The organism is Mycoplasmopsis columbina (genome assembly GCF_900660685.1).
GTDB lineage: Bacteria > Bacillota_I > Bacilli_A > Mycoplasmatales > Metamycoplasmataceae > Mycoplasmopsis > Mycoplasmopsis columbina.
Genome location: NZ_LR215041.1, coordinates 40451 through 53640, shown reverse-complemented (window position 1 = coordinate 53640; position 13190 = coordinate 40451). Strand labels below are relative to the sequence as shown.

General features: G+C 26.3%; 18 protein-coding genes. 3 read left to right on the top strand and 15 right to left on the bottom strand.

Annotated features, from left to right (window positions below):
* Positions 1 to 3: 3 nt before the first annotated feature.
* A complete protein-coding gene (locus EXC37_RS00245) occupies positions 4 to 438 on the bottom strand; it encodes a ribosome assembly cofactor RimP (protein WP_029892014.1) in 435 nt (144 codons plus the stop codon).
* A 181-nt stretch (positions 439 to 619) separates the two neighbouring features.
* On the opposite strand from EXC37_RS00245, the gene rpsT reads away from it, so the two are divergent.
* Entirely contained in the window at positions 620 to 895 is a 276-nt protein-coding gene (gene rpsT, locus EXC37_RS00240; protein ID WP_029892015.1) for a 30S ribosomal protein S20, read from the top strand.
* Positions 896 to 972: 77 nt separating this feature from the next.
* On the opposite strand, the gene EXC37_RS00235 is transcribed toward rpsT, so the two are convergent.
* The 4 genes from EXC37_RS00235 to pyrH form a co-directional block, all read right to left on the bottom strand.
* Positions 973 to 1698 carry a hypothetical protein gene (locus EXC37_RS00235; protein WP_029892016.1) on the bottom strand — a complete coding sequence of 242 codons (726 nt, stop codon included), beginning with the start codon at positions 1696 to 1698 and terminating at the stop codon, positions 973 to 975.
* 3 nt (positions 1699 to 1701) lie between these two features.
* Positions 1702 to 2676, bottom strand: coding sequence for an ECF transporter S component (locus EXC37_RS00230; protein ID WP_006608434.1), 975 nt, complete (start codon positions 2674 to 2676; stop codon positions 1702 to 1704).
* Between the two features lie 69 nt (positions 2677 to 2745).
* Positions 2746 to 3297 (bottom strand): ribosome recycling factor, encoded by a 552-nt coding sequence (gene frr / locus EXC37_RS00225; protein ID WP_006608433.1) that lies wholly within the window; start codon positions 3295 to 3297, stop codon positions 2746 to 2748.
* Positions 3297 to 4013: a UMP kinase gene (pyrH, locus tag EXC37_RS00220; RefSeq protein WP_006608432.1), complete on the bottom strand. Its 717-nt coding sequence runs from the start codon at positions 4011 to 4013 to the stop codon at positions 3297 to 3299. The genes frr and pyrH overlap by 1 nt, the downstream gene beginning before the upstream one ends.
* A gap of 164 nt (positions 4014 to 4177) precedes the next feature.
* Here pyrH and EXC37_RS00215 point away from each other — a divergent pair, with 164 nt between their 5' ends.
* Entirely contained in the window at positions 4178 to 5152 is a 975-nt protein-coding gene (locus EXC37_RS00215) for a phosphatidate cytidylyltransferase (protein WP_051660718.1), read from the top strand.
* 68 nt (positions 5153 to 5220) lie between these two features.
* Here the strand turns inward: EXC37_RS00215 and gatB are convergent, their stop codons facing one another.
* From gatB to EXC37_RS00175, 8 genes are read right to left on the bottom strand one after another with little or no spacing between them, the layout of a single operon-like run.
* Positions 5221 to 6645, bottom strand: a complete 1425-nt coding sequence (gatB, locus tag EXC37_RS00210; RefSeq protein ID WP_029892019.1) for an Asp-tRNA(Asn)/Glu-tRNA(Gln) amidotransferase subunit GatB — start codon at positions 6643 to 6645, stop codon at positions 5221 to 5223.
* Positions 6638 to 7966, bottom strand: coding sequence for an amidase family protein (locus EXC37_RS00205; protein WP_029892020.1), 1329 nt, complete (start codon positions 7964 to 7966; stop codon positions 6638 to 6640). The genes gatB and EXC37_RS00205 overlap by 8 nt, the downstream gene beginning before the upstream one ends.
* On the bottom strand, positions 7966 to 8268 hold the full coding sequence (locus EXC37_RS00200) for an Asp-tRNA(Asn)/Glu-tRNA(Gln) amidotransferase subunit GatC (RefSeq protein ID WP_029892021.1): 303 nt from the start codon (positions 8266 to 8268) through the stop codon (positions 7966 to 7968). Before EXC37_RS00200 ends, EXC37_RS00205 begins: the two co-directional genes overlap by 1 nt.
* 1 nt (position 8269) lies before the next feature.
* Positions 8270 to 9145, bottom strand: coding sequence for a pseudouridine synthase (locus tag EXC37_RS00195; RefSeq protein WP_029892022.1), 876 nt, complete (start codon positions 9143 to 9145; stop codon positions 8270 to 8272).
* Between the two features lie 49 nt (positions 9146 to 9194).
* Entirely contained in the window at positions 9195 to 9767 is a 573-nt protein-coding gene (gene scpB / locus EXC37_RS00190) for an SMC-Scp complex subunit ScpB (protein WP_006608426.1), read from the bottom strand.
* Positions 9757 to 10518, bottom strand: coding sequence for a segregation/condensation protein A (locus tag EXC37_RS00185; RefSeq protein ID WP_029892023.1), 762 nt, complete (start codon positions 10516 to 10518; stop codon positions 9757 to 9759). Before EXC37_RS00185 ends, scpB begins: the two co-directional genes overlap by 11 nt.
* Positions 10505 to 11254 (bottom strand): lysophospholipid acyltransferase family protein, encoded by a 750-nt coding sequence (locus EXC37_RS00180; RefSeq protein WP_029892024.1) that lies wholly within the window; start codon positions 11252 to 11254, stop codon positions 10505 to 10507. Before EXC37_RS00180 ends, EXC37_RS00185 begins: the two co-directional genes overlap by 14 nt.
* 8 nt (positions 11255 to 11262) lie before the next feature.
* The gene (locus EXC37_RS00175) at positions 11263 to 11568 is read right to left on the bottom strand and encodes a holo-ACP synthase (protein WP_029892025.1); all 306 of its coding nucleotides are present in this window, start codon (positions 11566 to 11568) and stop codon (positions 11263 to 11265) included.
* 107 nt (positions 11569 to 11675) lie between these two features.
* Between EXC37_RS00175 and recU the strand changes: the two genes are divergently transcribed.
* The gene (gene recU, locus EXC37_RS00170) at positions 11676 to 12149 is read left to right on the top strand and encodes a Holliday junction resolvase RecU (protein ID WP_029892026.1); all 474 of its coding nucleotides are present in this window, start codon (positions 11676 to 11678) and stop codon (positions 12147 to 12149) included.
* On the opposite strand, the gene EXC37_RS00165 is transcribed toward recU, so the two are convergent.
* Entirely contained in the window at positions 12146 to 12421 is a 276-nt protein-coding gene (locus tag EXC37_RS00165; RefSeq protein WP_006608421.1) for an HU family DNA-binding protein, read from the bottom strand. The genes recU and EXC37_RS00165 overlap by 4 nt on opposite strands.
* 81 nt (positions 12422 to 12502) lie before the next feature.
* Entirely contained in the window at positions 12503 to 13129 is a 627-nt protein-coding gene (trmB, locus tag EXC37_RS00160) for a tRNA (guanosine(46)-N7)-methyltransferase TrmB (RefSeq protein ID WP_029892027.1), read from the bottom strand.
* Between the last annotated feature and the right edge of the window lie 61 nt (positions 13130 to 13190).

The following is a 13190-nucleotide window of genomic DNA, read 5'->3' as shown; positions in this document are numbered from 1 at the left end:
CTCCTAAAATTTGATATGTTTTTCAACTTTTTTAATATTTGTTTTTTCAATTACTTGTTTTCTAAATTGACCTTTAGCATTTCACTCAACTAAAATTGAATCTTCATTCACCTCAAGTAATTTACCAATAAATTTTTCTTGTTTATTTAAATTTTTAATTAAATTTACCTCAATAAATTTATTAATTAATTCACCTAATTCATCTATTTCATAGACCAATTTAACTCCTTTTGATTGCACTGAAAGTGAATCAAAATTCATTTTATTCTCATAATTTAAATCCAAAAAATCAGAAATCTTTTTCGCTAATTCTTCAACTTGATTCATGTCAGAATAGCTTGAAGTAACAAATAAAAAAGTAATTCCGTCTTCTTTTTCAATCTTTGCATCAAAAACATCGTTTCCAAATTCTTTCTGCAAAATTTCTTTTCAATTCATTTTTCCCCTTAAAAATAACAAAGAGTTGCATGACTGCAACTCGTGAAAATATTAAACACGCTATAGTAAGTATAGCACAGATAAAAAATATATTTTGGAATATTTCTTTTTATGTATAATTAAAAAGATTTTTCACGTTAATCACTATTGATTAACCAATTTAAGAAAAAGGGAGGCTAAAATGGCAAATATTAAATCTAAAGTTAGAAGCATTGCTAAAATGGAAGAATTCAGACTTCGTAACAATGCTATGAAAACTCGTGTTCGTAAAGCAATTAGAGCTGCAAGAGAAGCAGTTTTAGCTAATGACGCTAATGCAAATGAATTAGTTGCAAAAGCTCATTCAATGATTGCTACTGCTGTTCAAAAAGGTACTTTCCACCCAAATAAAGGTGCTAGAAAGTCATCTCGTTTAGACAAATTTGTTAACGAACAAAAAGCTAAAGCTCAAGCATAATTAGCCTCAGCATTTACTAAATAGCTCATTTTGGGCTATTTTTTATTTTTTGAAAATAAAAAATAACTTTTATCAAGTTATTTTTTCTCAATATATTTCAAAAAATTTTTAATGTTATATTGTTTTTCTTTTTCAAGAAAATTAATTGCTGCTTTTAAAGAAAAATAAAATTTTTCTTCGCAGCTTAATTTTAGTTCTTCTTTATTTTCTATAGTGTTAAATCATTTATTATGTGCAAGATAAGTTGCTCAAAGAATTATGAAAAATTCTTTATGAAATCTACTTAAAAATTTTAATTTATTTAAAGAACTTTCTAAATCTAAATTTCCAATTGGATTTAATTTAGTCTTATTAAAAGCAGCATAAAATCTTAAGGTATGAAATTTTATTTCTTCAGGATTTTTGTTTTTTATTTTTTCTTTATCTATATTTTTTAGTCTTAAAAATGTTTTTTTATCAGCAAAGATGTAATTAAATAAAAAGTATAAAAAATGCCCTAAAAATGAAATTGCTATCATTCCAACAAAAATAAAAATCATCAAAGAGGCTATTCCTGTTCCTAGTAAAATATCATTATCATAACTATCAAAAAACGGTATTACTATAGTAATGAATGCCGGAATAGTTAATCCAAATAGAAATATATTTAAAATTTGAGCCGCTAGTGCTGCTAATAAATTTTGTTTAACTCAGAATGGTTTTGAATGTGCTCTAATTGTTATAACAGTAAAAAACAAAAAAGATGAGATTAAAACAAATCCAAGTATAGACAAAACAAAAAAAATAATTTGAGTTGTTGTCATAATTTAATACATTATTCCATTATTTTTGTTTACTAAAGGATTGATAATATTGTAGGTAAAGAAAATTACAAACATGTTAAATCAAATTTTTATGGGACTAAATAAGGTATGTTGGAAAACATAAACAAAAATTGATTGTCCATCGTTTGAAAGACTTGTTGCATCTGCAAAAGATAAAAGTGGTATATTAATTAATTCAATTAAAGCTGAAAAAATAACAATCGGTACAATTACTAAAAAGTGTTTATTTTTCATTTTAAATCTAGCAATTCAAATAAACACAATCATCACACTATAACCTGAAACCATCAAGGTTAATAAACCTATTTTACTTTTAATAATTCCTTTATCAATTGTTGCTTGTGATGTTTTTCATCCTATTAGTCAAATAACAAAGAAAATAATTGTCATCAGAATTAATGTTGAAATCACAGCATAAAAGTTTAATAAAATATTTTTTGTTCCCAAAACTCTTATTTTTTTTCGGTTTTCATTAAAATAAATTATTTTGTTTTCAAGTTTTGCAATTTTTTCTTCACTTCAATTGTTTATTTTTGCTTCAATCAATTTTTTTTCTAATTTAACTATTTTAAGCTCATAAACAGAATCTCTGAATCTTCCGCCAAAATAGTATTTAAAAACTTTTAAAAATAATCAACCAATAATTCCAGCAATTATTCCATCTACCATTGTTGCTAGAGTATAAAGAGGATTATAAATATTGGGTACGAATAAAAAAGCAAGTAAGTCACTTATTAATCCAACAATTCCCCCAACTATTGGGCCAAATATGAATCCGGTAATTTTTACAGGTAATCCAATTACACTAATTTTGTAAGAAGGAATGCTTGCAATTGGTACTAAAGTAGCTAAAATTACTAAAAACACAACAGAAATAGCAATTAAAATGCCTATGAAGGTAATTTTTCTAATTGATCATCTAGAAAATAATTTAGAATCTTCTCACTGATTAAACATAGATCTCCCTTCTTTGCATTAAGTATCTCAATTATAAAAAATAATAAGCAAATTATGCTTATTATTTTTCTAAACTGCTAATAATTCTTTTTCTTTTACTTTTGTCATTTGATCGATATGTGAAATTCTTTCATCAGTATGTTTTTGAATTTCATCTAAATATCTTTTTTGTTCGTCTTCAGATAATTCTTCATCCGCTTTAATGTGTTTGTTTACATTTTGACGTGCATTTCTTATTCCAACTTTAGCTTGTTCTGTATATTTACTTAAATTTTTAACCATCTCTTTACGACGTTCAGTTGTTAGAGCAGGAAAGGTTAATCTTACTTGATTACCTTCATCAGCTACTGAAACACCTAAATTTTCAGCTAAAATTGCTTTGGCAATTTCTTTAGTTGAAGACACATCAAATGGTTTAATCAATAATTGTTGTGCTTCAGGTACTGAGATGTTAGCTAATTCATCAAGTGGTGTCATTGTTTCATAATAATTAATTTTTACACCTTTAATAATTTGTGGATTTGCACGCCCTGTTGAAATTTTTGAAAGTTCAAAAGCATAATGATTTACAGCCTTTTCTGCTTCTTCCATAAATTGAGTTAAATATAAATCTAATTCCATTATTTTGTTACCTCTGTGTGTTTAATTTCGCCGTTTAAAGCTTTTAAAATTGCATCTGGTTCTAAAATGTTAAATACAATTAAATTAATGTTATTGTCTCTAGCCATGCTTGTAGCAGTTAAATCCATAACTTGAAGTTTTTTATCTAAAATTTCATCATAAGTTATTGTTTCATATCTTTTTGCATCAGGGTTGCTCTTAGGATCTTTGTCATAAATTCCTTCAACACCATTTTTGCCCATTAAAATTACTTCTGCTTTAATTTCTGATGCAAAAAGTGTTGCAGCAGTATCAGTTGTAAAGTATGGTCTTCCTGTACCACCTACAAAAATAACAATTTCTCCCTCTTCAAGATATTTGATTGTTTTTTCGTTAATGTAATTTTCAGCAACTTTTTGATCAATTGAAATTGATGATTGAACTCTTGCTTTTAAACCCACTTTTTCAAACCCACTTTTTAGGGCTAATCCGTTCATAATAGTAGCTAACATTCCAATATAATCAGCCCTATTTCTTGGGATTCCATTCTTTTCAGCACTTGCTCCTCTTCAAAAATTACCACCACCAATTACAACGCTAACTTGAATACCTAATTTAATGATTTCTTTTAATTGCAATGCAATTTTTTCAACAATATCATAATCAATTGCAAGCCTTTTTTCTTTATTTACTAGTCCTTCACCGGAAAGTTTGATTAAAATTCTCTTATATTTCACAACTACCTCGATAATGTCTAAATGTTAATTTAATTATATTTAATATAAATATATTATGTAATATATTACATTAAAAGTGAAATTTTCTGCATTAATTAATAGTACTTTTGGCCTAAAAATCACTTTTAAAAGCAAAAAAAACATTTTTAAGTATAATCATTAACATGAAATTACTTAAAGAAAGAATTATTCCCGCAATTATTCTTGCGCTTTTGGGACTTGCTTTTTTAATTCCTGTTTCTTTATTTTCTCCTAAAGAAAGTAGTGCTAGAATAGTTTCATTTATTGTTACTTATTTATTAATGTCTGTGGCATTTTTTGAACTTTTTAAAGCCCATAGAATGAAATGATATTTTGCTCTTTTGTTTGCAATCATAACTTCTGTTATAGTTATTTTTCCTTTGGAATCCTTTAAGTCTTTAAATTCAATTGGTAACTCAAATGATTCTATAAATAGTTTGCAAAATTTTTCAAAATTAAATAATCAAACGCAGAATTCAGTTATTTATAGTTTTATTCAGATTTTTGCTAGAGATTTTTACACACCAATTATTTTAGTCTTTGTTTCTTTATCTTTTTTTGCCTTAGAATACTTAACAAAAACTCAAATCACATTAAAAGATAGACTATGAAGAGCATTATTTATTTTTGTCACTCTTTACATAATGTCAATGGCTATTAAAACATTGAATCTTTATATAACATTTAAATATCAATATTGATTGACAGCTTTACTTATTCCAGTTATTCATGATACATTTGGTTTTTTTGGTGGAAAATATTTTGGAAAAAAATTTATTAAAGTGCCACTAGCTCCTATAATTTCACCTAAAAAAACATGAGAAGGTTTTATTGTTGGAGTTGGTGGAGCAATGATTGCTACTGCTGGACTAACTTTTGGTTTTAATTTATTTCAAACACAAAATCAAATTATTAAATATGTTATTCAAGTTCTCTTTGTTATTGCAGCCCCTTTTATTGCTGCTATAGGCGATCTATATTTCTCACTAATTAAAAGAATGAATGGAATTAAAGATTACTCTAAAATTTTTGTAGGACATGGTGGATTTTTAGATAGATTTGATGGATTATTATTTACTTTATTTTTAATGTTTTTATTAACTATGTTTATCCAATAAATCTTTTTTATAGACATTTATAATAAATAAAAAACACAGAATTTTAACCATTTTTCTGTGTTTTTTTATTAACTAAATAATTCATCTAATTTTTCAACTACTAATTTGTTAGTTATATTTGGATTAACTTGCCCACCAGAAATTTTCATTATATAACCTAAAATAAGTTTAATTACTCTTTCTGGTCTATTTGTATATTCATTGATTGAATTTTGATTTTCTTTAATTGCTTCTTCAATTCATGAATTTATCAGATTTATATCACTTATTTGTTTTAAATTATGTTCTTCTATTAATGCATTAATTTCATTATTTGAATAATTAGGTAATAATGTAATTAATTTTTTGAATGATTTTCCTGAAATAACTTCTTGATCCAAAAATGTTAAAGCTTGATCTAAATGTTCTTTTCTAATACCTAAATCAATTACTTCAACACCTTTTGCATTTGCTAATGAAACAACTTCTGCAAAAAATAATTTCGATAATTTTTCTTTATCATTGTAATTAATAGAATCAAAGAAATTTGCTAAATCGATATTATTAATTAAACTATTGACATAAATAGGATTAATTCCGTTTTGTATATATCTTTCTTCTTTTTCTCAAGGTAATTCATTCAATTTTATATTATTTATAAATTCATTACTTATTTCAATAATAGGAATATTTGGCTCTGGAAAATATTTATAATCAACTTCACCTGTTTTTGTTCTCATCACAACATTTTCTTTAAGATTTTCATCAAACCTTTTGGTTTGTTGCAATATAGGTTCATTCATCAATATTTTTTTACTCTGCAAAGCAATTTCAAAATCAATTGCTGCTTTCATATTTGAAAAAGTATTCATATTTTTAATTTCCACTTTGGTTCCAAAACCATTATATCCATATGGCCTTAGGGAAATATTTACATCGGCCCTTAATGAACCATTTTCCATTTTAGCATCAGAAATTCCTAAAGACAAAGCTGTTTTTCTAATCATATCAACATATGCAACAGCTTCCTCACTCGATCTTAAAACTGGTCTAGTTACAATTTCTATTAATGGAACACCAGCACGATTATAATCAAGTTTCGTTTCACCATTTTCATGATATTGCCTTGCTGTATCTTCTTCTAAATGAATTCTTTCAATTGATATATCTTTTTCACCTTGAGAAGTTTTTATTTTTAAAACACCATTTGAACCAATAGGTCTATAAAACTGAGTAATTTGAAATCCTTTTGGCAAATCTGTGTAGTAGTAATTTTTACGATCAAAGTGCATTTCTTGATCAATTGTCATCTTCAATGCTTTTGCTAATTTAATTCCGCTTACAACTGCTTCTTTATTTAAAAGCGGCAATGTTCCAGGGTAACCTAAATCAATTTGATTAATACTTGAATTAGGTAAAGCATTAAAATCATTTGCTGCAGGAGAAAACATTTTTGTTTTAGTTCTTAATTCTAAATGAATTTCAATTCCGATAATTACTTCAAAATTATTCATTTTCTTCTCCTTTGAAGTTATTTTCAATTAACTCTTCAATTCATAACGCATAAGATAACAATTTTTCATCTTGATAAATTTTTGCATCTAAAGCTAAGTTAACAGGCAAATTGTTTATTTTGATAAATGGTATAGTTAAGGATGGATTACCTGTTAAATTAGAACCTGTTAGAATATATTCCATATATCCATAATTTACATTCTCTTTTTCAATGTAAGGAGCTACATCCGCATATGCTGGAAAAGTAATAAAATCATATTTATCATGTAAACTATTTAAATAGTTTGAAATCACTCTTCTAGCTTTTTGAGCTTTAATAAATAATTCCTTTTGATTTTCAGAATGTAAAAAGAAACTTCCTAATGTTAATCTTCTCTGAACCATGTTACCAAAACCATTAGATCTTGTATTTATCATAATTTCTTCTCAAGAATCTCCATCTTGTCTATTTCCAAAGGCTATTCCATTTAAATTAGATAAATTTGAAGATGCCTCTGAATATGAAATAATGTCGTAAACTGGTTTGATCGCATTTAAAATGTTTTTGTCTGGTTCAATAACTTCAATTTCTATATTTTGACTTCTTAATAATTCAATAAATTTATCAAATTCTTTTTTAACAATTAAATTCAATTTTGAAACATTTAAAACACCTATTTTTGTTGGTTTTGTTTTTTTCACATTATCTATTTTTACATTTTGAGATGTAAAGTCTTTTTCATCTTGTCCATAGGCTATTTGGGAAATTTGAACAGCATCATTAACATTATGTGTGAAATAAGCAACTGTGTCTAATGACGAAGCATAAGCAAACAATCCATATCTGCTTATTGCACCATAAGAGGGCTTGAAACCAACTTTTCCACAGTAACTAGCAGGTAATCTTACACTATCTCCTGTATCAGACCCGAGTGCAAATGAAATATTTTCAGTTAATGTTGCAATAGATCCTGAAGATGATCCCCCTGCTAATCTCTCACTATCTAGTGGATTTCTAATTAATCCATTGACACTAAATGTTCCAGTTCCTCCCAAAGCTAATTCATCACAGTTGACCCTTGCAATTCTTATTGCTCCTGCATTTAAAAGTTTGTCAATTACTGTTGCATTGTATGATGCTTGAAAATTGTTTAGAATTCTACTTGATGCGCTTGTATATGCACAATCCGTTGCGTAATTATCTTTGATTGTGAAAATTGCATTATTTAATAATCCATTAATATTTCTAGATTTTTCAAAAGGAAATAGTTGTGTAACAGCATTATTTTTATCATTACTTAATTCGTAAAGCGCTTTTTCAAAGTTTCCTAAAACCTTCATTATTTCACCACCTTTTTAGTAACAATATAATTTGAGTCGCTTTCTTTGGCATTTTTTAGTGCGCTTTCTTTTGAAATAGCAAAAGACATATCAACAACGTCTTCTCTAAAAAAATCAACTAATTTGTTTTGGCCAATATGTGTCATTGGTTCTATATTTTCCAAATTTAACTTATCTAAAAGTTTTAAATTTTCTTCAATAACGTTTCATTCTTTTAAAATTCCATCTAATACTTCCTCTTTAGGTTCTAGCATAATAGAAGAAACTATGGATTTTAAAGAATCTTTATTAATTTTATTCATTTTATTTCCTTTCTCATGGTATTGGTGTTGTAAATTCTTTATTGTTTAAGTAATTCAATTTGCCTTCTAATTCTTTAAATTTTATGGTTTTACAGTGTAAATATAATCTGTCGGCTTTTTTGCCACCATATTTTTTATCTCCTCAAATTGGAAAGTTTAAACTTTTTAAAGATAATCTAATTTGATGTTTTTTGCCAGTAAAAATTTGTGCAAATCAAATATTATTTTTCTGATAAATTTTTGTATGTGCCTGTGAATAAGCTAAATTAGTTTTATTTGTTGTATTATTCAAATATCCCTTTGAATTTTTTTCTGCATTTAAAAAAATTTCTTGATCATTGCCATTGTAATCTGACTTAAAAGCATATATTTTGTCAAATTTGCTTGTGTTTGAGTTCAATTGAACTAAGGTATAGTGATTTTTTGCATAAATCATTATTCCACTAGTTTCTTTATCTAATCTTCCAACATGACTAGGTCTGAATTCATTTAAATTATGTTTGTAAGATAAATATTTTAGAACTTGATGATCAAGACAATTAAATTCAGAATGAACAGAAACTTTTGTTGGTTTATTAACTAATAAAATGTTTGAATCTTCGTAAATAATTTGAAAATTTATTTGAATATCTTTGTTGTCAAATTCTTTGGTTTTGGAAAGTTCCTTTGCATAAAAAACTTCTACAACATCTCCTTGAAGAAGTTTATATTTTTCATCTTTGGTTCTAACTCCATTGACTTTAACATCTTTTTGACGAAGAAGCTTATAAATAAATGCTAAAGGATGATTTTCAAATAGTTCTTTAAGAAAAGAAAATAACTTTTTTCCTTCATTGTTTTCTTTAATAACATAACTTTTTCAATTATTTTTTTTCATCTTTACCTAAACAATAAAGGTGTACTAACTAGTACACCCTCTATTTGTTTTATTCTCCTCTTTGACTATCAAATAAGCTAAAATCATCATTTTCATTTTCAACTCCATCAATAAAGTTGAATTCAGTTAGTTTTGGTAATTCTGCTAATGATTTAATTTTGAAATAATCATAGAATTTATTTGTAATTCCATATAAAACAGGATGACCAGGAGTTGGACTAACTCCAACTTCTTCCACTACACCTTTAACTAGTAAAGTATTTAAAACTTGCTCACTAGCTACCCCACGAATATTATTAATCATTGAACGAGTGACTGGTTGTTTATAAGCAACAATTCCCGCAACTTCAATAGCTGCATTCGATAAACGGTGTTTTTTAACAACTTGCACCATTTTGGTAATGTATTCTTTGTATGTTTCTCTTGTTGCTAATTTATAAACCTCATTAAAATTAACTACTTTTAAAGCACCGTCTTTGTCATTGTAGTACCTAGTGAAATCGTTCATTACTTTTTTAGCTTCTGCTTTAGTTTTTAAGTTAAAAATTTCTTGCACTTGTTCAAGTGTAAGTCCTTCGTCTCCTTGAATATAAAGTAAAGCTTCTAAAATATTATTTTTCATATTCTGGACCTCTTTCAAAGGTTATTTCGCCAAATTGTTCATCTTGTTTTAAAACAATTACTTGTCTTCTTGCTAAATCTAAAATAGCCATTAAAGTAATTACAAAGTGATTTAAAGAAGGTTGTGTAAAAATCATTTCAAAAGTTACAACTTCATGTTCGTCAAAAAGATTTAAAATGAAAGGAATTTGATCTTTTGGAGTTACGTTAAAATGTTGTAATTTAGTTTTTCTCAATTGATTTGCAAAAGACCTTTCAAACATTCTTCTTAGAGTAGTAATAAGTTTTAAAGGATTAGAATGACCTTCTAAAGAATTTTTATCATCTTCAATTAAAAACTCTTCAATATCACTTGGTTTTTTAATAAAAATTTCTTTTCTTAATCCTTCTTGTTCTCTTAATGCTTTTGAAACTTCTTTAAATTGCTGATACTCATACAATCTTCTTAAAATTTCTCTTTTATCTTCTTCAATTTCAGGTTTTTCTTCAGGTGTATAAAGCAACATTTTAGTTTTTAAGGCCAACAATGTTGCTGCCATAACTAAATAATCACCGGCTACATCAATTTCGTTTTCTTGCAAAGTTTCAATAATTCTTAAGTATTCGCTCGCCAATTCCGCAACATCAACTGCCATAATGTCCATATTTTTATCTTGCACTAAAGCAAGTAATAAATCTAATGGTCCGTCGAAATTTTCTAGTTTTATGTCATATTTTTTATCTTTGGTTTCATATGCACTAGTTTTTGCCATTGTTTAAAGCCCCTTGAATAGATTTTTTAACTCTTTCAGATAAAGCATTTGTTTCCATAGCAATAACTGAACCAGCTTTAATTGGATTTAAAAACTGAACTTTAACATGCAATTTTTCTTTTCGTGTTCTATTTAGTGCATCTTCTGAATTTAAAATTGCAACAGGAACCACAGGTAAATATTGGCTAGATGCCACTTTGAATGCTCCTGCTTTAAATTCTCCTAATTCAGGCCCTTTAACTCTGGTACCCTCTGGAAAAATAATTCCATATCTTCTTTGTTCTTTAACAAAGGTTCCAAATTTGTTTAAAGTATCAAAAGCTTGTCTAAAGTTTTCTCTGTCAATTAAAAATGAATCTAATAAATCAATTGATGCTTTAACTAGTTTTTTATTTTCTAATTCTTTTTTAGCTAAAAAAGTTGGAACTTTATTCATTACTGAAGCATCACCGGTTTGTTTTTGTAAAGCAACTAACATGATTACTGAATCAAGTAATGATTTGTGATTTGGAGCTAAAATTACCGGTCCCTTAGGTAAATCATCATATCCTTCTACTTCGACTTTAACGTTGAATAATCATAAAATAAATTTTGCTCTTTTTAGAAGTCAATCATTTCTTTGCTGAATTGTATATTGTTCAGGATATTTGTTGTATTTTCTCGCATATGATCTCATTCTAAAAGCATATCAAAGTGCAACTGGTCAACTGAAAATCATCTTTGCATTAAAGTTCATATTATCTCCTATCTCTTTTTTAGTGCAATAGCTGTAACATAATCTCCTTCATGTGAAAGGCTTATGTCAAATTCTTGGTGTAATCATTGATTATTTTCTCTTGTTAATTCAATTTTTGAAAAGTTGAAATAACTATTATCTGCTTTAAAAATAGCTTCTTTTATTGCCCAAATTGAAGCCAATGTTTGTGTATCCATTTTTAAAGTTTTATTTTCAAAGTAATTTAATTCCTTGCTACTTAAAAATCTTTTTGCAAAATTTAAATCTTTATTTTTAAATCGCTCAATTTTTACCAAATCAACACCTATATTCATATTATGACTAATATTATAATATTTATATTAATGTAATGGAAAAATATGCTTTTTTTATCAAAAAATATTTTTTTCACATAATTCATCTTTTTTTCAATAGAAAAAATATGAATAAAAATAGAGGAATGCTTTTAGAAAATATCATCAACAAAACAATTGATTATTATTCGGTAAATGATTTAGCATATATTAAAAAACAAATTGTTCCAATTAAATTTAGTGGAATTGAAAATGGAAAAATCAAAAATGGTTTTTTATATTCAAAAAGCACTGTTGATTATATTGGGTGTTTTAAAGGCAAATTCATTGCGTTTGAAGCAAAAACTACAGAAGATAAAATCATTGATAAATCTAATCTCAAGACACATCAAATTGATTATTTAAAAAAGATAGATAAACAAGGAGGAATTGTATTTTTTATCCTTTTTTATAGTCTTTTTAATGAATTTTATTTACTTTTCTTTAAGGATTTTGAAAAATTAAATGCATCATCTCTACACTATAAAAATATTAAAAAAGTAGGAATTAAACTTACCCTACTTTTCCCTGGTATTATTGATTTTTTACCTTTTTTAAATTAGAAGTTAACAATTTCTCTTAAATATTTTGAAGGTGTGAATTTAACAACACGTTTTTCTGGAACGTGGATTTCTTCTTTATTAAAAGGATTAACTGTATCACGTCCTCTTCTAATTTTGGTTTCAAATGTTCCTAATTGTGATAACTGAACTTTATCTTCGGCGATTAATTGTTCTTTCAAAACGAAAAGAAAAGCATCAAAATATTTGTCAGCTACTCTAACTGGAACTTCTAATTGTCTTGCTACTTCAGCAACGAATTCTTTTTTTGTCATTTTGACCTTTCTAAGATTATTTATTTTCTTATTAATTTTTTATTTTATGCCTATATTATAGTATTTTATGAATAAAAAAAATTAATTATGTGATTTTTTTATTTTAGCAAAAATAAAATTTATATTTTTTCCTAAAGAACTTCATTTTTTCTCATAACCCGTCATTATATTTTCTTTATTTCACTTACTTGAATGTAAATCATTTCCATAATCAACTAAATCTCAATTATTTTCCTTAAAACTCTCTAAAGAAAATTCATAAAGTTTATCATTGTCACTTTTAAATTTTAGCAATCCAGCGTCACTTAAAATTTCTTTGTACAAATTCAAATAAGTTTTATAAGTTAATCTTCTTTTTTCGTGTCTTGCTTTAGGTCATGGATCACTAAAAGTCAATCAAATTGTATTAGTTTTGCCAGTAAAAATTTCATTCAAATTTGTAGCATCATCAATAATTAATTTAAAGTTAGATAAATTGTATTCCTGGGCCTTTTTTACAGCTTTATAGGCAACTGTTGGATATTTTTCTAAACCATAAAAAATTATTTCTGGATTAGCTTTCGCTAATTCGACAATCATTTCACCTTTTCCCATTCCTATTTCTATAATTGTATTTTCATTTAAAAGAATAGGATAATTATCTTTCGAAACATAAAAAGAAGAATTAATAATTTTTTCTTCAGCTGTTTTATCAAATCTTAATCTCATGCAAGTTATTTTATCAATTAATAATTAAAAGGCGAAAAATCAAATTATTTTTTAGCAGTCT